The following is a 23,174-nucleotide window of genomic DNA, read 5'->3' as shown; positions in this document are numbered from 1 at the left end:
GGCGGGAGGATCCACGTCCGTACGAGGCTCCGAGGACGACTCTCCCCGCGTCACGAAGGCCGTTCAACGGAACAAGAAGCGTGGTGGGGCTCAATCGCGCCGTGCGTACACCCTGTGCTCATACCAGTGCTCTAGGAGCCACTTTCTCTGAGGCTCTTTTACCGGGGTGGCCAATTTCTTCCCCGCCAGGCCCCCGTACGTCCGATATTCAGTGAGCGCCGGGCTTACGTCGATCGTGAGTGACTCTGGATGAATGGCGAGCAGACCTAGATCGAAAAGCCGATGTAGGTCGCGCCTCATGAGAAAGCCGCCGTGCGCGTGGTGCTCGCCAACCTTCGCGTAGCTGTAAAGGTGCCCGGCCTCGAGAACGGCCAAGGGAGCGTCTCCTGTAAAGATGCACACAGGGCCCGTTGCGTCGATCAGCGATCGCCGAAAGCTCGCCTGACCCAACCGAACGCGTACGGTCGCGGTCGCATGACCGCCGGCGACCATCTCCTTAGTCGAGTCAACAATAGTTAGGATCTCCGGGCCACCTGCTTTCGTCACTGCTGTCCTGAACGCTTCCCACCTAAGCGGGCGCAAACTGAGCTGTGACTTGGGGCTTTCGCACAGGGATCTAAGTGTGGCGCCGTTTAGGAGCCCTTCGAGTTCGACGTAGGCGACCGCGTGTCGCGACGTGTATTCCTGTACTTGGGTCTTTTTTGCGACTGGATCGTCAAAATTAGCAAGGCACTTGAAGCATCGGTATCGAGGAGACTTTGTCTTACGGGCCTTGATGTGTGCCTTGCCGCAGACGGGGCAGCTGTAGACAGCCTTCGTTGTGCGCACTTTGTCGATGGACTCGATGACGGATACGCCAATACTCCCAACTTTGTCCCACAGTACTATCGCGTCCCCAGGGGCAAGTTTCGCGTGGTTTGGGACAGTGCTGTCCCATTTATAGTGGCTCTCGGGAACATCGGAATAACCGTCGTTACTTCCAAAGGCGCGGTTTTCGCCCACCGCTAGGACGAGCCACGATGCCGAGCGCGGCGCGGCCTCAATTGCAGTCATGCCTAATCTTGGCACAAGCGTTTACCGTTCTCATCGAGCAGGCGATCGACGCCCCAGCTCCTCAAAGGTTTGCTGTTCAAGCACCCAATTGCGTCGATGGCCCAATGCGGTCACACCCTCGTGTCCAAGAGAGCGCGCAAGCGTGATCGCGCCAGAGGCTGCAGCGGATGGGCCAGGGCGTTCTTTCCAAGGCAGAACCTTGTGCCGAGTCTGTACGCTTGCTGCGCGACAGTCGTTGAAATTGCCCGAGGTCAGCTAGGCGACACTAAACCGTACCCGGCCGGGAGCCGCCCGGGGGAGACTTCGGACGCCGAGTCATAGCGCGGACACGCCGTCGATCTCCCCGCCGTCGTAATGCAGCTCAAAGGTACGCTCGCAGCCGTCACAATCCTGCTTCGGCCAGACGAAGGCCGTCTTCTCCCCGCAGGTAGGGCAGGTAATCGCATCAGTCCCGCAAGCGGAGCAGGAGCCCGCTCTGATGGGTTCGCCCGACGGCTGCGTCCAGTCACGCCACACAACATCGCCGCTCATGCAATTCACGTTCGGGCAGTCACCAAAGCTTGGGAGTCGAACCCCGGGGAACAACTTGTCCCAGTTTGGTAACTCCAGCGTGGGTCCTCCCAGATCCCCTAGGGAAATTTTCGGCTGATCGGCCCCGTCCGCTCGCGCGCGGGCCGGCGCTGACAGTCCGTTGAATGAGTAGAGGATCCCGCGGTCAACGCCCAAGTCCTCAAGTTTGCCTGCAAACTCATCGACTTTGCCGATGCCAATCTTCTTCGAGTATCGCTTGCACTCGATGGCAATAGTGAAGTTCTCGCCAGCCACCGTTCCCGTCACCAACACATCGACCTGACGGTTCGTATTGCTCCTCCGTCCGAGGAGCTCCACGTCGTGCTCCACTTTTGCGTTGCTATCGAGTTTCTTGGCGTGCTTCTCGACGTCGAGCTCGTAGGCCCTCCAGAGTGGGGGACTTATTTCCTCGGTGGCATTTTCGTCGTCGGTCGTGGATTCTGTTTCCTCAGTCACTGCACTATTCTGCGGCATCGCGGGACGCGGACAGGCTTGGACCAGCTCTATTGGCTGAGCTAAGCGTTCTCGCCGCCCAGTGAACGTCTTTGTCCCGCTGTTCCAGCGCAGCCTCACCCTGGACACAACCGCGGTTTGCGGTTTCGTTCGCGTGATCATGCCGCCGCTAGGCTGACACCCATGACGAGTCCGACACCCCAGGAAGATGCACTGCTGACTTTGGCCTTCTCAATGAGGGCGAATCCGGGCGCCTACGCCGTTCTGGTCGGGGCGGGTGTCTCGGCGCCAAGCGGCATCCTGACGGCATGGGGTGTTGTCAACGACCTGATCTCGAAAATCGCATTCTTGACCGGCGAACCGGAACCAGCAGATCCCGCCCGGTGGTACCTGGACCGTTACGGGGAGCCTGCTCGCTACGAGAGCCTTCTCGAGAAACTTGCACCCTCTCCGCTAGAACGGCAGCGGCTGCTCCGGGAGTATTTCGAGCCCGCCGATCCCGAATCTGGAAGCGAGGACAAGAAGCCCACCCTCGCTCACAAGGCCATTGCCCGTCTGGTAAAACAGCGCATCATACGTGTCTTGGTCACGCTCAACTTCGACCGCCTCCTGGAGCAGGCCATCAGGGCGCAGGGGATCGAGCCGACAATCGTTGCGTCTGCCGGTGACGTCCACGGACTTGCACCGTTGCACACGCTTGACTGCTGCATCGTCCACCTGCACGGCGACTACCTGAACCCCAGCTCCATGCGGAACACAACGCTCGAGCTGGATGCATACGATCCGGAGATGCTCGATCTGTTGCACCGAATTCTCAAGGACTACGGACTCATCATCGCCGGCTGGTCCGCAACCTTCGATCCGGCCCTAATGGACGCGATCAAGGCTCACTACCCCGCGCGTTACACGCTGGCCTGGGTCGAACCGAGACCCCAGTCTGAGCCCGCAAAAGAGTTCCGTACCCTAATGAACGGACATCTCGTCCCCACCGACGCGGATACAGCCTTCGGGCGATTGGTAGACGCAGTAACGTCGTTGAGCACCCGGCGTGCCCGCCATCCGCTCACGGTGCCAGTGGCAGTAGACACAGCCAAGAGGGAATTGTCAGGCCGCTGGGTGGCGATCGGGCTTCACGACACGTTGGCGGCTGAGTTCGAAAGACTCCGCAGCCTCCCTGAACTCAACTTGTCGAACTACGGGCAGGAGGCGCCCGACGGTTACGCAGCCATGGTTCAGCGGGTCGAAGAAGGCAGTAAAGTGCCGGTCGCTCTGGTCGCCGCCCTCGCCTACTGGGGCGATGAGAAGACGGACGAGTGGTGGGTTGATGAGATAGAACGTTTTTCCCGTCAGGTCCGCGCATCGGGTATCACACGGTTGATAACGTTGCCGATGGTGGCCGGGTCCGCGCTGTTTTACGCCGCCGGAATCGCGGCCCTGGCTGGCAGACGCTACCGGCTGCTGAACCGACTGCTCAATCTCCGGCGGCAAACCCCATACCGCGGCGAATACGAACCGTTGGCCGAGGTTCTTGAAGCCGATAGCGCCTTGGAGGGCGTCCCTCAGCGCCACTACGAGTTCCTACGTCCCCTCATGCTGGAGGCACTCTCACTTGGGTCGGAGCCGCTCGATGACTTCTGGCAGCAGTTTGAAATCCTGCGGACAGCGAAATTGCTCGCGGTCGACTCAAGCTTCCGTTCACTTGTACCGGTCCTGAGGCGGCAAGATGATGCCCTGAGCGAGGCCAAGGACGCCTACGACGAGGCTGGGGCGGCCGGAACTCCACTGGACGACGTTCGAGTCGCCCGCGCCGAGGCGGCCCGTGGACAGGGTCGCGTGCTCGGACAGATTGCGAATAGCGTCCATCTTCATAGGCCGCATCTCTTTGTGACAGACGCCCGCGGCGATTTTCGATGGCATAGCCCCGTAGCTGAGCGTCTCGTGAGAGAACTGGACGCCGAACGCGAAAATCATCCTTTAGTCCAGGAGAGTCTGGGCAGCGCCAACGACCTTTCCATGGCGATCCGCGCTGTGAGCGCTGCTGCTGGTCAGGTGGGACACAACCTTACGTTTGGCCGATCCGGTGCAGTGCCAGACCAGATATGGATTGATACGGGCAAAACCCCGCATGAATTAGCTCAAGAACGGTAAGATCACCCTGCGCCCCTTGAACTTGACGTGCCCCTGAGTCGTCCTAAGTGGCATCTCCATGCCTGTCGCGCCGTGTGACAGTCATGCCACCGGACGCGGCGCGCCAAGTCCCAATTGCCACTCACTTTCGGGCGCCCGGACTGGTCAGTCCCTTCTAGAGGCGAATGCCGCGCGGACCAATAATCATTCTCGGTGGCGTCGGTGGCGTCGGTGGCGTCGGTGGCGTCGGTGGCGTCGGTGGCGTGGGTGGCGTGGGTGGCGTGGGTGGCGTGGGCGGTCTCGGGGTGGCAATACGTGTTTTCGGGTTGCAGAAAGGGCGAAAAACCCTGAAATCTAGCGGTTTTTGCCTAGAACGACACGCCGCGAAGGGGGTTCAAATCCCCCCTCGCGCACGCATCAGAACCCCGGGAATCATTGATTTCCCGGGGTTCTTTTTTTGTCTCCGGAGGGTCGCCGCATTGCCGCCCGCCCGCGCTCTGTACTCTGAGGTCCGTCGGCGTGCCTACGCCTGAGCCATTGCGGGCGAGCCTGCCCCGGACCTGGAGGAACCTTGCAGACTTACCGCTCCATCGAGCCCACGCCGGCCAGCCGGCGTCGGAACACGATACTCTCCGCTTTGGCCGCCACCGCCCTGGCCGGCGTCGTGGCGGTTTCCGTCTGGTCCGGCCCGCCCGCAGCCGCCGCCCTCACCGCCTCAAGCGTCGTGGACGCCACGCCGGCCGCGACCGGTTGGCTGCACACCGACGGCGGCACCATCCGCGACTCCAACAACAACCCGTACACGATCAAGGCCACCTCCTGGTTCGGGCTGGAGACCCCGGACTGCGTCCCGCACGGCCTGTGGGGAACCCTGACCATCGACGAGGCCCTGGCCAACATCAAGTCGATGGGCTTTAACACGGTCCGGCTGCCGTACTCCAACGAGTGCCTGGCCGCGACGTCCATCAATGGAAATGTGAACTACTGGGCCAACCGCGCCTATAACCTCCAGGGCAAGACGCCGCTGGATGTCATGGATACGGTGATCGCGCGGGCCAAGGCCAACGGCCTCCAGATCATCCTGGACCGGCACCGCCCGTCCTCGGCGGCACAGTCGCCGCTCTGGTACACGACGACGGTCCCGGAGTCGAAGTGGATCTCCGACTGGAAGATGCTGGCCGATCGGTACAAGAACGACCCGACGGTGATCGGCGCCGATCTGCACAACGAACCGGCCGGGGCCGCGACCTGGGGCGGCAAGGCGGCGACGGACTGGCAGGCTGCGTCCACCCGCGGCGGCAACGCCGTCCTGGCTTCCAACCCGAACCTGTTGATCATCATTGAGGGGATCGAGAACCAGGCCATCGCCGGCGGCACCTGGTGGGGCGGCGGACTCGCCGACGTCGGCGCGAACCCGGTGGTCCTGAACACCGCGAACCGGGTGGTCTACTCCCCGCACGACTACCCGGCGTCTCTGTTCGCGCAAAAGTGGTTCAGCGACCCCGCGTACCCCGCCAACCTGCCGGCCGTCTGGGACCGGAACTGGGGGTACCTGCAGAAACAGGGAATCGCCCCGGTCCTGCTCGGCGAATTCGGCTCCGCGCTGGCCACCGACTCGGACAAGGCCTGGATGAAGTCGATCGTGGGCTACCTGAAGACGAACGGCATATCCTACGCCTACTGGGCCTTCAATCCAAACTCAGGCATCACCGGGGGCCTCGTCCAGGCTGACTGGCGGACACCGGAGCGGGCCAAGCTCGATGCCCTCGCCCCGATCCTCACGGCCGCCCCGGTTGTAACCGTCCCCGTTCCGACGCCGACCGTCAGCCCGACGCCGACTCCCACCGTCACGCCGACGGCCAGCCCGACGGCCACTCCCACCGTCACGCCGACGGCCAGCCCGACGGCCACTCCCACCCACGCCGGCGACCCCGCGATCAGCGCCATTTGGCGGCTCACCAGTTCCTGGACCGGCGGCTACGTCGCCAACATCGACGTCACCGCGCTGCGTGCGGTGCCGTCCTGGTCCGTCACGTGGAGCGACCCGAACGTCACCTCGATCGCCAACTCCTGGGGCGTCAAGTGCACCGCAGTTCCGAAGACCTCGGTTACCTGCACCGGATCGGACTGGACCACCAAGCTCACAGCCGGGCAGAAGGCCACCGTCGGCCTGCAGGTCAACTCGCTGAAGGCGCCCGCGATCCCGGTGCTGGCCACCAAGTAGCGCGCGGGTGGGTCACTCAACGAACGGCGGGCCCGGTAGGCACTGACCCGCCGTCACGGACCAGCCGGAACGGTTCAGTGTTGGTCCCCCGCGGCGCCGGTAACCGCCGCATCCGCATCCGCGTCCTCGGCCAAGGCCTTACGCCGGCGATAGAGCTGGGCCGCCATCACCGCAGGGATCGCGGCGAACGAGACTGCCCGCATCCAGGGCCGGTCCAGGACATGGCCGGTGAGCGCGTCCAGGGAGTAAAGTCCCGGACCGCCAATGGTGAACGAGGCTGCCGCCAAGCCCAGCACGGCGGGGTACTCAAAACCACCCTCCGTTGCGAAGAAGCCGTTGTGGGCGTGGAGGCCGGCTGCGACGCCCATGGTGGTTGCGGCGACCGCGCCCGCGGCCGGGGTTGCCAATCCGAGGGCGAGAGCGAGACCAGCCCCTGCTTCGCCGGCGCCGGCGAGCACGGCACTGGGCGTGGCGGGCCGGAAGCCCATCGCGTGCATGCCCTTGCTGGTACCTTCGATGCCTCCTCCGCCGAACCATCCGAAGAGTTTTTGGGATCCGTGGGCGATGAGCACGCCGCCGAGGGCAACCCGGAAGAGGGTTTGTGCGGCAGCAGCAGCCTCCGCGCTGGTCTTTGCCTGGCTCATGAGAGACCTCCTGGGGTTGGCTGTGCCGAGGCGCTGGCTGGCGCTCTCTGTCCACCACGATTCTACGTCGGTGACACGACCGGATCACGGGGGAGTCGGTGTCACTTTGCCGCTCCGAGGTCAGGGTCCAGGCGTACCTCTTCGGCAGTTCCCGTAATATCTTTGGCCTCGGAGCCCTACGTCCGGAGCGCCCCGAATCCCGCAATGAGCGCCTCGAGGCCGAGGCTGAAGGCCACATCCGCCTGGTGTGCGTAGCCCTGCTCGCCAAGACTGTCGACGGCGGCGGAGAAGTTCGGCGTCGACGCCGCCATGCTGCCGGAAGCAAAGATGTCCGCCGGGGCGTTCACGTCGTAAGCGGAGCCGAAGATAAAAGACTCGAGGGCCACGATGGCTGCAACGATGCGTTCCTGCGGGAAGCCCGCCCGGCGCAACCCCGTGCTGACGGCCTCGTACATGGCGAGGGTCTTCGGCGCATCCGCCACCGGGAGCACGGCAATGACAGGGATCAGCGGAGTGTGCCGCGCGAACACGGCCCGGTAGCTCCAGGCCCAGTCCCGCACGGCCTGCTCCCAGGGCGCGGTCCCGAAGGCGGACACGTCCACCAACGAGGTCAGGTGGTCCTGGATGAGGACCAGCACCTCCCGCTTGGACGATACGTGGTTGTACAGGGCCGACGGCGCCACATTCAGGGCACGGGCCAAGGCTGCCATGGTGAACGCGTCGTAGCCGCTCTTACGCACCAACTGCAGGGCGGCGGCGGTGATGCCGTCCTGGTCGAGGACGGCCGAGGGGGGCCGGCCCGCACGCCGGCGCGGCTTGGCGTCGGGGCGGTGCGGATCCGCGGTGGCGCTGGTGGCTGCCGGCATTCCGGGCCTTTCTACTGGGCTGTCCCAAGGATTATTCCACCGCGGGCAAAGTTTTCCTGCGGGTCTTCCCTCCATTCAACGTTACCGCTATAGTCGTCACAAATGAATGGCATTCATTTAGTGGTACGCATCACTGCGGCGGCCACGGAAAGGACATCATGCTGGAACTTGACCGCGACGTCGTCATTGTCGGAGCCGGGCCCGCAGGCCTCACCGCAGCCCGGGAACTCCGGAAAGCGGGGCTGAGCGTGGCCGTGCTGGAGGCGCGTGACCGCGTGGGCGGCCGGACCTGGACGGACACGATCGACGGCGCCCTGCTCGAGATCGGCGGCCAGTGGGTCTCGCCGGACCAGACGGCGCTGCTCGAGCTCCTCGATGAGCTCGGCCTCCAGACCTACAGCCGCTACCGCAAGGGACAGTCCGTCTACATCGGTGCCGACGGCAGGCGCACCCTGTACTCCGGCGACTCCTTCCCGGTCAGTGAGGCCACCGCCGCCGAAATGGATAAGCTGACGGCGCTGCTGGACTCGCTCGCGGCGGAAATCGGCGCTACCGAACCGTGGGCGCACCCGAAGGCCCGCGAACTGGATACGATCTCCTTCCACCACTGGCTGCGTGAACATTCCGCCGACGAGGAAGCCTGCAACAACATCGGCCTGTTCATTGCCGGCGGCATGCTGACCAAGCCCGCGCACGCCTTTTCCGCCCTGCAGGCCGTCCTGATGGCGGCATCGGCCGGTTCCTTCACCCACCTCACCGATGAGGATTTCATCTTGGACAAGCGCGTCGTCGGGGGCATGCAGCAGGTCTCGCTGCTGCAGGCGGCGGAACTGGGGGACGACGTCGTGCTCTCCAGCCCGGTGCGCACGATCAACTGGGAAGGCGACGCCGGCGGCGGAACCACCGCCGAAAACACCGGCGAAAACGCCGGCGGTGACGTCGCCGGACAGCGGGTGACGGTGGTGTCGGACCGTGCCACCGTGAACGCGCGTTTCCTGATCATGGCCGTGCCCCCGAACCTCTATTCCAGGGTCTCCTTTAACCCACCGCTGCCGCGCCGCCAGCACCAGATGCACCAGCATCAGTCGCTCGGCCTGGTCATCAAGGTGCATGCCGTCTACAGCACGCCGTTCTGGCGCGAAGACGGCCTGTCCGGAACCTGCTTCGGCGCTGACGCGCTGGTCCAGGAGGTCTACGACAACACCAACCACGCGGATCCCCGCGGCACCCTCGTGGGCTTCGTCTCGGACGAAAAGGCCGACGCCATGTTCGAGCTCAGCGCCGGGGAGCGCCGCCAGGCCATCCTGGCGTCCATCGCCGATTTCCTGGGCGAGGAGGCCCTCGAACCGGAGGTCTACTACGAGTCCGACTGGGGCTCCGAGGAATGGACCCGCGGCGCCTATGCCGCCAGCTACGACCTCGGCGGCCTGCACCGCTACGGCAAGGACCAACTCGCCCCCGTGGGGCCGATCCACTGGGCGTGCTCCGACCTCGCAGCCGAGGGCTACCAGCATGTGGACGGCGCCGTACGGATGGGGCGCCGGACCGCGGCCCGGATTGTCGCGGCCGCCGACCGCACCCCGGCTGTCTAGTACTGCTTCCCCTGACCAGCAATCCCTAACCAACCAGAGAGGTCGGCCAGATGCGTTACGTAGTGGGGTATACCGCCAATGCGAGGGGCCGTGATGCCCTCAACCTGGCCGTCTCGCTGGCCCGCGGCCGGGGAGCGGCCCTGGACCTGGTGATGGCCATCCCGGACGCCGGGGTGTTCAACGCGGCCCATGCACCCGCGGCCGGCTATGACAGCTATCTCCACCGGCAGGCGTCGGAGTGGCTCGATGAAGCGCTGGCGCTGGTGCCGGCGGATGTCCCGGCTAAAGCCCACATCCGCAGCGGTGAATCCGACGCGCAGACCCTGATCGATGCCTGCGATGAGTTTCAGGCGGACATGCTCATCATCGGTGCCACCAGCAGCGGGCTGTTCAAGCGCTTCACGGTGGGCTCGGTGGCCGGCGCCCTGCTGCACGCGGCGACCGTCCCGGTGGCGCTGGCCCCGCACGGCTACCATCGCCGCGAGGCCTTGACCAGGCTCAGCTGCGGCCTCGGGGACCGCCCGGGCGCGGAAGAGCTGCTCCAGGTCGCCGTCTCAATGGCCAAGCACCGGGAAGTGCCGATGCGGGTAGTCTCGCTGCTGACCCTTGACGGCGGCGACTCGGCGGCCGCGGCCGACGCCGCCCGCGACTACGCCGCGCAACGGGTCACGGCGGCCCTGCCGGGCGACCCGTCAGGGGACCCGGCCGCCGCCCAGCTGGCCGACAAGATCGAAGTCGTCGTCGCGCACGGTGGCAGCGTCGAGGAGGCGGTGGACCGGCTGGACTGGGAAGACGGCGAGGTTCTGCTGATCGGATCGAGCCGCCTCGCCCGGAGCAGCTCCATCTTCCTGGGCAGCACGGCAAACCGCATCCTGCGGGCCCTGCCGGTGCCGATGATCGTGGTCCCCAGCGACTACGAGTTCAAACAGCCCAACCATTCAACGTCGAATGAACCCTCCCGAGAGGCACAAGCATGAGCACCGAACAAGCGACCTCCACGGCCCACGCCGAGCAGCACGGCCTGAGCGAGAAGGGACTGAAAGCCGGGTCGGTGGGGCTGATCGGCGCCGTCGTCATCGGAGTATCCTGCATCGCACCGGCCTACACCCTGACGGCCGCCCTGGGCCCGACGGTTTCCCAGGTCGGCGTGCATCTGCCGGCGATCTTCCTGGTGGGCTTCATTCCCATGCTGCTGGTGGCGTTCGGGTACCGCGAGCTGAACAACGCCATGCCCGATGCCGGCACCTCCTTCACCTGGGCGTCGCGGGCGTTCGGCCCGTGGATCGGCTGGATGGGCGGCTGGGGGCTGGTAGCGGCGACCATCATCGTGCTGTCCAACCTGGCGGCCGTCGCCGTCGACTTCTTCTACCTCATGCTGGCCCAAGTGTTCGGTAATCCGGAGCTGGGAGACCTATCCAGCAACCTGCCGTTGAATATCGCCACTACGCTGGTTTTCATCGCCCTGGCGTGCTGGGTTTCCTACCGCGGGATGGAGACCACCAAGACCGTCCAGTACGTTCTGGTCGCCTTCCAGTTGCTGGTCCTGGGCTGGTTCGCCGTCGCCGCGTTCAGCCACGTCGCGAACGGGACCGCGTTTGACGCCACCGCCATCGCCCCTGACTGGTTCAACCCGTTCGCTGTGGGGTCCTTCTCCGCTTTCGCCGCCGGCGTCTCGCTGTCCATCTTCATCTACTGGGGCTGGGACGTCACCCTGACCATGAATGAGGAAACCAAGAACCCGGAGAAAACCCCGGGCCGCGCGGCCACCGTGACCGTGCTGGTGATCGTGGTCATCTACATGACGGTCGCACTGGCCACCCTGGCCTTCGCCGGCGTCGGCACGGAAGGCCTCGGTGCCGGGAACCCCGAAAACCAGGGCAGCATCTTCGCGGTCCTCGCCGGACCGGTGATGGGCCCGTTCGCGATCCTGATGTCGCTGGCCATCCTGAGCAGCTCGGCGGCGTCGCTGCAGTCCACCTTCGTGTCCCCGGCGCGGACCCTCCTGTCCATGGGCCACTACAAGGCGCTGCCGCACAAGTTCGGCAACATCAGCCCCAGCTACAAGTCCCCGAGCTACGCCACCATTGCCTCGGCGGTGGCCGCCGCCGTCTTCTACGTCGTGACCCGCACCCTGTCCGAAAATGCCCTGTGGGACACCATCACGGCGCTCGGCATGATGATCTGCTTCTACTACGGCATCACCGCTCTGGCCTGCGTCTGGTTCTTCCGCGCCCAGGCCTTCAGCGGGGCGCACTCCTTCTTCTTCAAGTTCCTCGCACCGCTGCTGGGCGGCGTGATCCTGCTGGTGATGTTCGTCAAGACCGCCTACGACTCGATGGACCCGGCGTACGGCTCCGGGTCATCCGTCGGCGGCCTGGGCCTCGTGTTCATCCTGGGGATGGGCGTGATCCTGCTGGGCGTGGTGGTCATGTTGGTCATGGCGAAACTCCGTCCGGAATTCTTCAAAGGCCAAGTCCTGACCCGCGGAAACTGAGTCCCGCCGGCCGGCCATCGAAGGTCCTCCGGCCGCCAGATCCTGGAACGTGCTTGAAAAGTAAGCACGCTTATCAATAGGCTGGCGGCAGGAGGACCTTCCTCCGCTGGACCAAGGACGAGGTGAGCGCATGTCGGACGCACAGGACATCAGCAAGGTAACCGGGATCATTAATGATTCCCGGATCGGGATGGTCACCACCATCAACGGGGACGGTGCCCTCGTCAGCCGGCCGTTGGCCGTTCAGGACGTGGAGGACGACGGCGACATGTGGTTCTTCACCTCGAAGGACACCTCGCAGGTGGCCCACGTCAGGGCGAATCCAGCCGTCAACGTGTCCTTCGGCAAGGGCACGGAGTGGGTGTCGGTGGCCGGCCAGGCAGAGGTGGTCACGGACCGGCAGCAAATCCGCGACCGCTGGAACCAGGCGGTCGAGGCATGGTTCCCGGACGGCCCGGAGACCCCGGAGGCCGTCCTGCTGCACGTGGATTCCGATTCGGCCGAATACTGGACCAGCCCGGGCGGAACGGCCGCGACGGTGTTGCAATGGGTGAAATCCAAGGTCACGCACAGCCGGATGAGCGTCGGCGAAAGCGGCACCGTCGAACTCTAGGCCTGACCTGCCGCCCGGTGGATGATGTCAGTCGATGACCTTCAGGGACGTGCCCCAATTAAAGGACGCATAGGCCGGGTTTAGTTGCAGCCCGATCAGCAGCAGCTGCATCCCCTCCAGCTCGCGGGCATGGCGCAACGCCCCGACCTGGAGAGGCCGGAGGCCCGCCGCGGCGACGAACGAGGCCACCTCGTTCCGGGCCGGCTCCGAGTCGGAGGCGATGAAGACGTCCAGCGGCAGGCCGTTCGCGGCGCCCTCGGCCAGGGGGCCCGCGAACGTCGTGTTGAACGCCTTCACTATGCGGGCCCCGGGAAGCAGCCGGGCCACCTCCTCCGCCGCGGAACTCCCCGGTTCAACCAGCAGCGAGTCGCCGGTCTCCATGTTGACCGGGTTGCTGATCTCGATCACCGTCTTGCCGCTGAGGGTGTCGCCGTAGTGCGTGGCGACCTCCTTGGCCGGTTCGAAGTAGAGGGCCAGGACCACAATGTCGCCCTCGGGCACGTCCCCGAGGCTTCCGGATGCGGTGGCGGGACCAAGTTCCGCCGCGAGTTTGGCGGCGTTGGCCGGGGTCCGGTCCAGGATCTGGATGCTCCGCCCCGCGGCTACTGCGCGGAGGCCGATCGCCCGGGCCATGCTGCCGCTGCCGATAATCGTGATGTCAGTCATCGTGCCCCTTCAGTGGTTTCGTACAGCTCAATGGACATCTGCCCCTCCTTGGAACCGTGCAGCGCGCCCGCCGCGCGCTCCGCCTCCGCCAAGGCGCGTTCCAGCCGCTCGACGGCGGCGCTGTAGCCGGATCCGGCCCGGGCGCCCGGGCTCAAGTCACTGACTTGGCCGGCCGCCTTCATGGCCTTGAGGAACGCGGCGGTCTCCGGGCGGCCCGGATCGCTCATGGCGGGGAAGTCGATGCAGAGGGCGGGATCGAGCTCGTAGCGCTGCCACCGGCCAAGGACCGCGCGGTGCCGGAGCGCGGCGGCCGCGTTGACGGCAGCGGCATCCCGGGCGTCCTGCCGGGCGTCGTGCCAGCGGAGCAGCCCCGGCGTCCAGCGGTAGCAGGCGGCCGCCGTCGCCGCGGCCAGGGCGGCGAGCATCAGCCCGGCCCATGGGGACACCAGGGACGGCAGCAGGACTGCGGGACCGATGACGGCGAGTCCGGCGAAACCGTCCCAGAATACGGCGTCGGGCAACCCGCCGTCGGACGCCTGGTGCTTCCGCGCGAGGTAGACCGAGCCGGCTGCCGCGGCCACAACCAGAAGGGCCGGAACCAGGAACTGCCCGGCGCCGAGCGGGCCGGCCCCTGCGAGTGACGGCATTGCGCACCTCCTGCGGAGACCGTCCGGGCGGACGTTGTTCCGCTGATTCCATTGGAGTCCCTCGGCGGCGGGCCGTCAATGGCCGGTTACCGTCCGGGGCCGCCCCGGCGTAGCCTAGGGCCCATGCGATTGAAAATGTGCAGTATCCACGTCAAGGACCCGGCCACCGCCCACGAGTTCTACACCGGAATTCTGGGCTTCGACACGCTCATGGCGCTGCCCGAGCACAACCTCTACATCATCAAAGACCCGGAGGGAGGCGGCTCGGCCGGGCTGCTGCTGGAACCCAGCGACAACCCGATCGGCGCCAACTACATGAATGCCTGCCACGACGCCGGGCTGCCCGCGATCGTGTTCGGCGTGCCGGACGTCAGGGCCGAATATGACCGGCTAACGGCGAAAGGTGTCATGTTCCAGGGCGAACCGTCCGAGGGGCCCGGCGGGATCTCCGCGGTGCTGGACGACGGCTGCGGCAACTTCGTCCAGCTGCACCAGGACTGACGGGCGGCTCCCGGCGGGATCTCGCCGTTTCGACGGTTCCCTGCCGGCTAGACGGTTCGCGGCGTCGAGTGCGCACGGAACCGTCGAAACGGCCGCGGAGGACCCCCGGAGGGGCTACTCCGCCTTGGCCCGGGCCTTCTTGGCGTCCTTTTTCGCCGCGTCGTCCTTGACCCGCTGAGCTTCGGCGCGCACGGCGGCGTGGGTGGCGCGCTCGGCCACCAGCCAGGCCGGGGGAGCCTGCAGCAGGGAGGTGATTTCCGCCGTCGTCAGCGCTTCCTCGACGCCGCCGCGGGCCAGACCGGCGATCGAGACGTTGAGTTTCTGGGCGACGACCGGGCGCGGGTGCGGGCCGGTGCGGCGCAGTTCGGCAAGCCACTCCGGCGGGTTGGCCTGGAGCTCGGCGAAATCAGCGCGGGTGATAACAGAATCCTGGAACTCCTGGGGTGTTGCGGGCAGGTAGATGCCAAGCTTCTTGGCAACGGTGGCCGGCTTCATGGACTGGGAGTTTGCAGAGGTCATGCTTCAAGGGTATCCGGCGGCCAAGCCGCGAGGCACCAAAACAGCACCAAACCAGCGCCAAATCAGCGCCAAATCAGCACCAAGCAGCCGCCAACCCGGCGCCGCCCGGTGGGACTGACGGTACTGTGAACGTGTGTCCGCAGAAGAAGAAGCAGCCCAGCCCTCCGACGATTCGGTCCCCGCGCCGCGGGAGCTGCGGTTCGCGTACGTGCCCGGCGTGACGCCCGGCAAATGGATCCGCCGCTGGGAAGAGCGGATGCCCGACGTGCCGCTGCACTCCTTCATGTCCGACGACGGCGCCCAGTTGGCGGTCCTGCGTGACGGATCCGCGGACCTGAGCTTCGTCCGGCTGCCGGTGGAGCGCGAGGGCCTCAACGTCATCCCGCTGTACGAGGAACAGCCCGTGGTGGTGGCGCCGAAGGGCCACGAAATTTCCGTTTTCGAGGAGGTGGCGCTGGCCGACCTGGCCGCCGAGACCTTCCTGGATGTCGCTGGACTCGGTGGACCCGAACCGGCGCTGCAGGTGGTTGCCAGCGGCGCCGGCCTGGTGATCCTTCCCATGTCCGTGGCCCGGCACTTCAACGTCAAGGACACCGTGGCCCGGAAGCTCACCGGCGCACCCGCCACCGGAATCGCCCTGGCCTGGCCGAGCGGGTCCACCGACGAGGTGATCGAGGAGTTCATCGGGATTGTTCGCGGCCGGACCGCCGCGAGTTCCCGGCAGCCTTCGGCGCAGCAGGAGAAGCCCAAGCGCGAACCGAAGCCGGACCGCCGCGGTCCGGCCGTCAAGAAACCCAAGGTGGCGCAGCGCTACGCGCCGAACCCGGACAAGGGCCGCGGCAAGGGCTCCAGGAAAAAGGGCAAGCGCTAGCGTCTGGCCCAACTAGCTCGCAGTTGTGGCCGTTTTGGGCGCCCAGAACGACACCTAGTGCCAGCTACTTGGGGTGCCCGCTACTTGGCGCAGGCGTCCTGGAGCGCCTTGACCGAGTCGGCCGGCACCCGGTCGCCTGAATCCGCGATTTTCTTGAGCGGAGCGGTGATCTCCGTGGGCAGGCCGGCGGTCTGTGCGCCGGAGACCAGCCCGCCCAGCGCCTGCTTGTCCGAGGCGCTGACCAGACCGTCCGCCACGAGGGAACACGCCTGCTTCTTAATCTCGGCCCCGGCCGCCGTGGCGACCTGCGACGCGCCGTCGTTGACTGCCTTCCCGGCTGCCTGTTGCACCTGGCCGCACCCGGAAATGGTGAGCATCAGGAAGACGGCGGACAGGGAGGCGGCGGCGAGGCGTCGTTTCATCCGATCAGCCTAACAAGCAGCGGCCGCCCCGTTCGCGGACGGCTTCTTGCCCGGTCGTTCCGTGCGGTCGTGCGCGGCTCCAGGTGGCAGGATTTGAAACACTCGCGGTTTCCTGACAAGCTGTCAGAAAGATGCCGACAGCTAGTCAGCAACTTCATTCATCCTCCTCTGAACCTAGGACTGCCAATGTTCCTTGCACTCCGCGAATTGATCTTCGCGCGTGGCCGCTTCAGCCTGATGGGCGGTGTCATTGCACTCATCGCCGTACTGATGGTGATGCTCTCCGGCCTTTCCTCGGGCCTCGTCAACGACGGCGTGTCGGGCCTGAAGTCGATGCCGGTGACCGCGTTCGCCTTCGACGAGGGCACCAAGACCGACAACGCCTTCTCCCGCTCCGTGATCGATGACCAACAGCTCGGCGCCTGGCGCGGCGTCGAGGGCGTGGCCGCCGCCGAGAAGATGGGCGTCGGCATGGCCAATGCCACTACGGAGTCCGGCAAGCAGGTTGATCTCACGCTTTTCGGCATTGAGCCCGGATCCTTCCTGGAGCCCTCCCGCTCCGAGGGCACCGGACTGGGCGCCGCTGACGGCCTCGTCGTGTCCTCGACCGTAAAGGCTGAAGGCATCGAACTCGGCACGGTCGTGACCCTGGACCGGATCGGCACGAAGCTCAAAGTCGTGGGCTTTACCGACGGCCAGGCCACGTTCGGACACGTCGACGTGGCCTACCTGCCCCTGAAAACCTGGCAGCTGATCGCGTCCGGCCAAGCCGCGGCCGGTTCCCCGAGCGCCGCGCAGCTGTCCGCCCTCAATTTTGATACTGCCAGCGTCGTTGCCGTCCAGGCCAAGCCCGGCGCCAAGCTGGACCTTGCTGCCGGCGACACTGCCGCCGGGACGTCCAGTAAGTCCCTGTCCGCTGCCTTTAATGCATCTCCCGGCTATGAGGCAGAGACCATGACCCTGAGCATGATCCAGGTCTTCCTCTACGCGATCTGCGCCTTGGTGGTCGGCGCGTTCTTCACCGTGTGGACCATCCAACGCAAGCACGAAATCTCGGTACTGCGGGCGATCGGGGCCTCGACCGGCTACCTGCTGCGGGATGGGCTGGCCCAGGCCGCCATTCTGTTGGTGGGATTCACCGCGCTGGGCGTGGCCGCAGGCCTGGGACTGGGCGCGGCCATGCCGGATGCCATGCCGTTCGCTCTCGAGGGCGCACCCATCGCCATCGCCACGGCACTCACGATCGGACTGGGCCTGATCGGCGCCGCCGTGGCCGTAGTGCGCATTTCCCGGATCGACCCGCTCAACGCCCTTGGAGGACAGCGATGAACACCCCCACGTTCCCGGCAGCCGTCGCAGGCCTCGCCGACACGCACCGAACCACCGGCCTGTCCATCCGCCACGCGGTGATGGAACTCGGCGACGGCGACACCCGGGTGACGGCCCTCGACGACGTCAGTCTCGACGTTGCGCCGGGCGAGTTCCTGGCCATCGTCGGGCCGTCCGGTTCCGGCAAATCCTCGCTGCTCGCCGTCGCCGGCGCCCTGGCCTCCCCGGATTCCGGGAAGGTCACGGTCAACGGCCAGGACGTTTCGCAGTTGAGCCAGGGCAAACGCGCTGCGTTCCGGCTGGCCAACATCGGCTTCGTTTTCCAGTCCGGCAACCTCATCCCGGCCCTGACCGCGGCGGACCAGCTCCGGCTGGTAAACCGGCTCGCCGGGGGCCCGAGGACCTTCGACCCGGTTGCGCTGCTGGAATCCGTCGGCATGGCCCACCGTGCGGCCAACCGCCCCGGCCAGCTTTCGGGTGGCGAACGCCAGCGCGTCGGCATCGCGCGGGCACTCGTCACCGGAGCGAAACTCCTTCTCGTGGACGAACCGACCGCGTCCCTGGACCGGGCCCGCAGCCGCGAAGTCGTGGAACTCCTCGCACGGCAAAGCCACGAGCATGGTGTCGCAACCGTCATGGTCACCCACGACCACGACGTCCTCGGCTACTGCGACCGCGTCGTTGAGATGGTGGACGGCCGCTTGGGCGTCCCTGCCCCGGTCCGCTAACTCGCCCGCCCCGGCACGACGACGGCGGCCTGCTCGGCAGGCCGCCGTCGCGCGCCGTACTCTTGATGCGTAGGTCAGCCAGTGTCAAAGGATCCCGCAATGCCAAGAATCAGCGCCGCCACCGTCGCGGAGCACCGCGCCGCACAGGAGCGCGCACTGCTGGACGCCGCCCACGAACTTCTGCAGGAAACCTCGGAGGCGCCGACCATGGCCGACGTGGCCTTGCGGGCCGGCCTGTCCCGCCCCAGCGTCTACCAGTACTTCGACTCCCGGCAGGACCTGCTCCAGGCCTTGGTCCGGGACATCTTCCCGCGCTGGACCGAGCGTGTCACTAGGGCCATGGCCGATGCCCCCACCAAAGCGGACCGTATCCTGGCGTACGCCACGGCCAACGTTGACCTTGTCGCCGAAGGAGCCCACGCCGTCGGAGCGGCATTGGCCGCGCTGGCTCCGGGGGCCGAACTCGACGAGCAAGCCACCCGGATGCACCGCCAGCTTCAGGAACCGCTCATCGAGACGCTCACAGAGCTTGGTGTTGCCGATCCTGCGTCCCTGGCCGAAATGATCAACTCCGTTGTCCACGCCGGCACCCGCATGCTCGAATCCGGGCAAACGCTGGAACAAGTCCACTCCCATCTCCGGACCTTGCTCGGGCCCTTCGTGACAGAACGCCAACGCGCCTGAGCGCCGTACCCGGATAATCGCGCCGCGAATCAGGAAGTCGGAACGTTTGCCGTACGTTTGGGGTCCGGGGCGGACCGGTCAGGTCGGTCTGCCAATGGCGCGGCTGTCTCGGTGACGGGAGGCGTGGTTTGGCGCTTGAAGCGATTCCTGAGGATGCTTCCCCCGCCGCCGCGGTTCTTGTTGAAGATATCGAAGCCGACGGCAATCAGCAGGACCAGTCCCTTGATGAGCTGCTGGTAGTCGGTACCGAGTCCCAGGATGGACATGCCGTTATTGAGGACGCCCATGATGAGGCCGCCGATCATGGCACCCGCCACGGTGCCGATGCCGCCGGTGACCGCGGCGCCGCCGATGAAAGCAGCGGCGATGGAATCGAGTTCGAACCCGGTACCGCCCGCGGGCTGGGCGGAGTTGAGCCGTGCCGTGAACACCAGGCCCGCCAGGGCGGCGAGGATGCCCATATTCACGAAGAGCCGGAAAGTGACGGCTTTGGTCTTGATGCCGGACAGCTCGGCGGCGTGCAGGTTACCGCCGATCGCGTAAACGTGGCGGCCGAAGACGCTGTTGTTCATCAGGGCGCTGTAGACGATCACCAGGACCGCGAGCACGATCAGGACGATCGGGGTGCCGCGGTAGCTGGCCAGCAGGAAGGTGATGACCAGCATCAGCAGGGCGATGAAAGCGGTCTTGATCGCAAACCAGGCCATGGGCTCGTTCTCGAGCTCGAATTTGGCGCGGATCCGGCGTTCCTTGATGGACGAGATTAGCAGGGCCAGCGTGGCTCCGACGCCGAGGATCACAGTGAGCCATTCCAGCACCGAGGTCCCGCCCGAGAGATCGGGCAGGAATCCTCCGCCGAGGGCGCGCAGTTCCGATGGAAACGGCGTAATTTGCTGGTTCTTGAGCGTGATCAAAGTCAAGCCACGGAAGATGAGCATGCCGGCGAGAGTGACGATGAACGCGGGGATGCCCACGTAGGCAATCCAATAACCCTGCCAGGCGCCCACCAGCGCGCCGACCACGAGGCAGGCAGGGATGGCAGCCCACCAGGGCCAGCCCCAGTGGACGATCATGACGCCGGCGACGGCGCCGATGAAACCGGCGACCGATCCAACTGACAAGTCGATGTGGCCGGCGATGATCACCATCACCATGCCGATCGCAAGGATCAGGATATAGCTGTTTTGAACGACGAGGTTGGTGACGTTCTGGGGCTCCAGGAGGATGCCGTCGGTAAGGATCTGAAACAGCAGGACAATCAGGATCAGGGCGACGAAAATGCCAACCTGGCGGAGTCGGCTGGTGAGGAAGCCGAGAGATTCTCGTAGGGCGGACATGTTCGCTATTCCTTCTCTTGGGTCATGTAGTGCATGAGGGTTTCCTGCGATGCTTCGGCGATGGGCAGTTCTCCGGTCACGCGGCCCGCGGAGAGCGTATAGATCCTGTCGCAAATACCCAGCAGCTCAGGCAGTTCGGAGGAGATGACGATGACCGCCTTACCTTCCGCGGCCAGCTTGGCGATGATCGTATAGATCTCGAACTTGGCGCCTACGTCGATTCCGCGGGTGGGTTCGTCGAGGATGAGTACATCCGGGTCGGAGAACATCCATTTGCTCAGCACGACCTTCTGTTGGTTGCCGCCGGAAAGTTTGCCGGTAATCGCACCCACCGAGGGAGCCTTGATGTTCATGCTCTTGCGGTAGCCGTTGGCCACCACGGTTTCCTTGTTCTTGTCCACCCAGCCGCCCTTGGCGAGTTTGCGGAGTGCGGCCATGGAGATGTTGCGCTTAATGTCCTCGATGAGGTTCAGGCCGTACTGCTTGCGGTCCTCTGTGGCGTAGGCGAGGCCGTGCTTGATGGCTTGGGCGACCGTGGAGGTATTGATTTCCCGGCCGTGCTTGAGCACCCTTCCGGACGTCGCCGTGCCGTAGGTGCGCCCGAAGACGCTCATGGCGAGCTCCGTCCGGCCAGCACCCATAAGCCCGGCCAGCCCCACCACTTCGCCCTTGCGTACGCTGAGACTGGCGTTGGTGACCACCATGCGGCTGGGGTCCTGGGGATGCCTGACCGACCAGTCCTCGATCCGGAAGACTTCTTCGCCGATCACCGGCGCGCGGTCCGGGTACAGGCTGTCCAGGTCGCGGCCCACCATCCCGCGGATGATGCGCTCCTGGGTGACTTCGCCGTCGTTGAGGCGGAGGGTTTCGATCGTCTTGCCGTCCCGGATGATCGTGACCGCGTCCGCGACTTTGCGGATCTCGTTGAGCTTGTGGCTGATGATGATGCTGGTGACGCCCTGCCCCTTCAGGTGCAGGATGAGGTCCAGCAGGTGGCCGGAATCCTCATCGTTCAAGGCCGCCGTCGGCTCATCAAGGATGAGGAGTTTGACCTTCTTGGAGAGTGCCTTGGCGATTTCGACCAGTTGCTGCTTGCCGACGCTGATCTGCTGGACCGGAGTGACGGGGTTTTCGCTCAAGCCAACCCGGGCCAGCAGTTTGGCAGCTTCGAGGTTGGTCTTGCGCCAGTCCACCCAGCCGTTCGTGGCCTGCTCGTTCCCGAGGTAAATGTTCTCGGCGATGGAAAGGAAAGGACTGAGCGCCAGTTCCTGGTGGATGATGACGATGCCGCGCTTCTCGCTGTCCGAGATGTCGGAGAAGTTGCATGGTTCGTTTTCGAAGGAGATATCGCCCTCGAAGGAGCTGTGCGGGTAGACGCCGGACAGCACCTTCATGAGGGTGGATTTGCCGGCTCCGTTTTCGCCGCAGATGGCGTGGACTTCGCCGCGGTTCACCTCCAGGGTGACATCCTGCAATGCCTTCACGCCCGGGAAGGTCTTGGTGATTCCGCGCATTTGAAGAATGGGTGTTTTCATCGTCAATTCCCACTGACTGGTCGAAACTGGGCCGCAGTGCGGCTAAAAGGGGCCTCGGTGCAGGGGTGCGGCCGGTGGTCCCGCCGCACCCCTGCCGGTCGGCTATTTGACGTCGGCGTCGGTGTAGTAGCCCGAGTCGATGAGTTCCTTCTTGTAGTTGTCCTTGGTGATGATCACGGACTTGAGCAGGTAGGCCGGAACAACCTTGACCTTGTTGTTGTAGGTCTTGGTGTCGTTGGTTTCCGGCTCCTGGCCCTTGAGTACGGCGTCGACCATCTTTACGGCCTGGGCGCCGAGCTGGCGGGTGTCCTTGAAGATTGAGGAATACTGCTCCCCGGCGATGATGGACTTCACGGATCCCTTTTCGGAGTCCTGCCCGGTGACGATCGGCAGGCTGCCCTTGGCGTAGCCGCCGGTGCTGGTCAGAGCGGAAATGATGCCGATGGACAGGCCGTCGTAGGGGGAGAGGACGCCGTCCAGCTTCTTGCCGGAACTGTAGGCCGCGGTGAGGATGTCCTCCATCCGCTTCTGCGCGACGGGGGCCTGCCAGCGGAGGATGGCTGCCTGTTCAAACTTGTTCTGGCCGCTGGGAACCTTGAGGGTTCCGGCGTCCAGGTACGGCTTGAGCGTGTCCATGGCGCCGGTCCAGAAGAAGTTAGCATTGTTGTCATCCGGGCTGCCGGCGAAGAGCTCTACGTTGAACGGGCCTTTGCCGTCAACCTTCTTGCCGCTCGCATCGAGCAGTCCCAGCCCGGTCAGCAGCGAGGTGGCCTGCTGGACTCCCACGGTGTAGTTGTCGAAGGTGGTGTAGTAGTCCACGTTGGGGGTGCCATTGATCAGCCGGTCGTAGGCAATGACCTTGACGTTCTGCTCCTTCGCCTTCGCGAGCACATCGGTCAGCGTGGTGCCGTCGATCGCGGCAATGATCAGTGCCTTGGCGCCCTTGGTGAGCATGTTTTCGATCTGCGAAACCTGCGTGGGGATGTCATCGTTGGCGTACTGCAGATCGGCCTTGTAGCCGAGCTTCGTGACAGACTCCGAGACGTTTTTGCCGTCTGCGATCCATCGCTCGGAAGTTTGGGTGGGCATCGAAATGCCGACCAGGGCGCCGGCGGTATCCGCCCCCGAGGACGGAGCGGCCGCGGCGCCGCCGCGGCTGCCGCAACCGGTCGCTCCCGCAGTGATGGCCAGGACGACGGCGAACGCGCCCAGGAGTTTCTTGATTCTCACGATATTCTCCTTACGCGGACAGCGCAGTCCGCGAACTGATACGGGCTCCTGAAGCAGCTGCGCTTCGGG

22 protein-coding genes are annotated in these 23,174 nt (G+C 65.3%); 11 read left to right on the top strand and 11 right to left on the bottom strand.

Annotation, left to right across the window (positions count from 1 at the left end; all coding sequences use genetic code 11):
• Positions 1-90 precede the first annotated feature (90 nt).
• Together AC1DGI_RS03635 and AC1DGI_RS03630 are read right to left on the bottom strand one after the other, a co-directional pair.
• Positions 91-1,053 (bottom strand): HNH endonuclease, encoded by a 963-nt coding sequence (locus AC1DGI_RS03635; protein ID WP_476897806.1) that lies wholly within the window; start codon positions 1,051-1,053, stop codon positions 91-93.
• A 315-nt stretch (positions 1,054-1,368) separates the two neighbouring features.
• Positions 1,369-2,079, bottom strand: a complete 711-nt coding sequence (locus AC1DGI_RS03630; RefSeq protein ID WP_476897805.1) for a restriction endonuclease — start codon at positions 2,077-2,079, stop codon at positions 1,369-1,371.
• A 180-nt stretch (positions 2,080-2,259) separates the two neighbouring features.
• On the opposite strand from AC1DGI_RS03630, the gene AC1DGI_RS03625 reads away from it, so the two are divergent.
• The gene (locus AC1DGI_RS03625) at positions 2,260-4,224 is read left to right on the top strand and encodes an SIR2 family protein (protein ID WP_476897804.1); all 1,965 of its coding nucleotides are present in this window, start codon (positions 2,260-2,262) and stop codon (positions 4,222-4,224) included.
• Positions 4,225-4,774: 550 nt separating this feature from the next.
• Entirely contained in the window at positions 4,775-6,427 is a 1,653-nt protein-coding gene (locus AC1DGI_RS03620) for a cellulase family glycosylhydrolase (protein ID WP_476897803.1), read from the top strand.
• A gap of 74 nt (positions 6,428-6,501) precedes the next feature.
• On the opposite strand, the gene AC1DGI_RS03615 is transcribed toward AC1DGI_RS03620, so the two are convergent.
• Both AC1DGI_RS03615 and AC1DGI_RS03610 read right to left on the bottom strand, forming a co-directional pair.
• Positions 6,502-7,071 (bottom strand): DoxX family membrane protein, encoded by a 570-nt coding sequence (locus tag AC1DGI_RS03615; RefSeq protein ID WP_476897802.1) that lies wholly within the window; start codon positions 7,069-7,071, stop codon positions 6,502-6,504.
• A 176-nt stretch (positions 7,072-7,247) separates the two neighbouring features.
• Positions 7,248-7,937, bottom strand: coding sequence for a TetR/AcrR family transcriptional regulator (locus tag AC1DGI_RS03610; RefSeq protein ID WP_441399608.1), 690 nt, complete (start codon positions 7,935-7,937; stop codon positions 7,248-7,250).
• Between the two features lie 158 nt (positions 7,938-8,095).
• Here AC1DGI_RS03610 and AC1DGI_RS03605 point away from each other — a divergent pair, with 158 nt between their 5' ends.
• The 4 genes from AC1DGI_RS03605 to AC1DGI_RS03590 all read left to right on the top strand — a co-directional run bounded on the left by AC1DGI_RS03605 (position 8,096) and on the right by AC1DGI_RS03590 (position 12,636).
• A complete protein-coding gene (locus AC1DGI_RS03605; RefSeq protein WP_476897801.1) occupies positions 8,096-9,529 on the top strand; it encodes a flavin monoamine oxidase family protein in 1,434 nt (477 codons plus the stop codon).
• Positions 9,530-9,579: 50 nt separating this feature from the next.
• On the top strand, positions 9,580-10,506 hold the full coding sequence (locus tag AC1DGI_RS03600) for a universal stress protein (protein ID WP_476897800.1): 927 nt from the start codon (positions 9,580-9,582) through the stop codon (positions 10,504-10,506).
• A complete protein-coding gene (locus AC1DGI_RS03595) occupies positions 10,503-12,023 on the top strand; it encodes an APC family permease (protein ID WP_476897799.1) in 1,521 nt (506 codons plus the stop codon). Before AC1DGI_RS03600 ends, AC1DGI_RS03595 begins: the two co-directional genes overlap by 4 nt.
• Positions 12,024-12,153: 130 nt before the next feature.
• A complete protein-coding gene (locus AC1DGI_RS03590) occupies positions 12,154-12,636 on the top strand; it encodes a pyridoxamine 5'-phosphate oxidase family protein (RefSeq protein WP_476897798.1) in 483 nt (160 codons plus the stop codon).
• 27 nt (positions 12,637-12,663) lie between these two features.
• On the opposite strand, the gene AC1DGI_RS03585 is transcribed toward AC1DGI_RS03590, so the two are convergent.
• Together AC1DGI_RS03585 and AC1DGI_RS03580 are read right to left on the bottom strand one after the other, a co-directional pair.
• Positions 12,664-13,302, bottom strand: coding sequence for an NADPH-dependent F420 reductase (locus AC1DGI_RS03585; RefSeq protein WP_476897797.1), 639 nt, complete (start codon positions 13,300-13,302; stop codon positions 12,664-12,666).
• On the bottom strand, positions 13,299-13,949 hold the full coding sequence (locus tag AC1DGI_RS03580; protein ID WP_476897796.1) for a hypothetical protein: 651 nt from the start codon (positions 13,947-13,949) through the stop codon (positions 13,299-13,301). Before AC1DGI_RS03580 ends, AC1DGI_RS03585 begins: the two co-directional genes overlap by 4 nt.
• Before the next feature lie 123 nt (positions 13,950-14,072).
• Here AC1DGI_RS03580 and AC1DGI_RS03575 point away from each other — a divergent pair, with 123 nt between their 5' ends.
• Positions 14,073-14,450 (top strand): VOC family protein, encoded by a 378-nt coding sequence (locus tag AC1DGI_RS03575; protein WP_441399615.1) that lies wholly within the window; start codon positions 14,073-14,075, stop codon positions 14,448-14,450.
• A 114-nt stretch (positions 14,451-14,564) separates the two neighbouring features.
• Here AC1DGI_RS03575 and AC1DGI_RS03570 read toward each other — a convergent pair whose 3' ends face one another.
• Complete coding sequence (locus AC1DGI_RS03570) at positions 14,565-14,969, bottom strand: DUF5997 family protein (RefSeq protein WP_476897795.1); 405 nt, start codon at positions 14,967-14,969, stop codon at positions 14,565-14,567.
• Positions 14,970-15,102: 133 nt separating this feature from the next.
• Between AC1DGI_RS03570 and AC1DGI_RS03565 the strand changes: the two genes are divergently transcribed.
• Entirely contained in the window at positions 15,103-15,840 is a 738-nt protein-coding gene (locus tag AC1DGI_RS03565) for a LysR family substrate-binding domain-containing protein (protein WP_476897794.1), read from the top strand.
• An 80-nt stretch (positions 15,841-15,920) separates the two neighbouring features.
• Here the strand turns inward: AC1DGI_RS03565 and AC1DGI_RS03560 are convergent, their stop codons facing one another.
• Positions 15,921-16,262: a hypothetical protein gene (locus AC1DGI_RS03560; RefSeq protein ID WP_441399618.1), complete on the bottom strand. Its 342-nt coding sequence runs from the start codon at positions 16,260-16,262 to the stop codon at positions 15,921-15,923.
• A gap of 186 nt (positions 16,263-16,448) precedes the next feature.
• Between AC1DGI_RS03560 and AC1DGI_RS03555 the strand changes: the two genes are divergently transcribed.
• The 3 genes from AC1DGI_RS03555 to AC1DGI_RS03545 all read left to right on the top strand — a co-directional run bounded on the left by AC1DGI_RS03555 (position 16,449) and on the right by AC1DGI_RS03545 (position 19,003).
• Positions 16,449-17,591: an ABC transporter permease gene (locus tag AC1DGI_RS03555; RefSeq protein ID WP_476897793.1), complete on the top strand. Its 1,143-nt coding sequence runs from the start codon at positions 16,449-16,451 to the stop codon at positions 17,589-17,591.
• The gene (locus AC1DGI_RS03550) at positions 17,588-18,319 is read left to right on the top strand and encodes an ABC transporter ATP-binding protein (RefSeq protein WP_476897792.1); all 732 of its coding nucleotides are present in this window, start codon (positions 17,588-17,590) and stop codon (positions 18,317-18,319) included. Before AC1DGI_RS03555 ends, AC1DGI_RS03550 begins: the two co-directional genes overlap by 4 nt.
• Positions 18,320-18,418: 99 nt before the next feature.
• Positions 18,419-19,003: a TetR/AcrR family transcriptional regulator gene (locus AC1DGI_RS03545; RefSeq protein ID WP_476897791.1), complete on the top strand. Its 585-nt coding sequence runs from the start codon at positions 18,419-18,421 to the stop codon at positions 19,001-19,003.
• 29 nt (positions 19,004-19,032) lie between these two features.
• On the opposite strand, the gene mmsB is transcribed toward AC1DGI_RS03545, so the two are convergent.
• The 3 genes from mmsB to chvE form a co-directional block, all read right to left on the bottom strand.
• Positions 19,033-20,340, bottom strand: a complete 1,308-nt coding sequence (gene mmsB / locus AC1DGI_RS03540; protein ID WP_476897790.1) for a multiple monosaccharide ABC transporter permease — start codon at positions 20,338-20,340, stop codon at positions 19,033-19,035.
• Positions 20,341-20,345: 5 nt separating this feature from the next.
• Complete coding sequence (gene mmsA, locus AC1DGI_RS03535; protein WP_441399439.1) at positions 20,346-21,875, bottom strand: multiple monosaccharide ABC transporter ATP-binding protein; 1,530 nt, start codon at positions 21,873-21,875, stop codon at positions 20,346-20,348.
• Between the two features lie 102 nt (positions 21,876-21,977).
• A complete protein-coding gene (gene chvE / locus AC1DGI_RS03530) occupies positions 21,978-23,105 on the bottom strand; it encodes a multiple monosaccharide ABC transporter substrate-binding protein (RefSeq protein ID WP_441399440.1) in 1,128 nt (375 codons plus the stop codon).
• Between the last annotated feature and the right edge of the window lie 69 nt (positions 23,106-23,174).

The organism is Arthrobacter sp. 05N428_2 (assembly GCF_056397065.1).
This window is presented reverse-complemented; position numbering and strand designations above follow the sequence as displayed.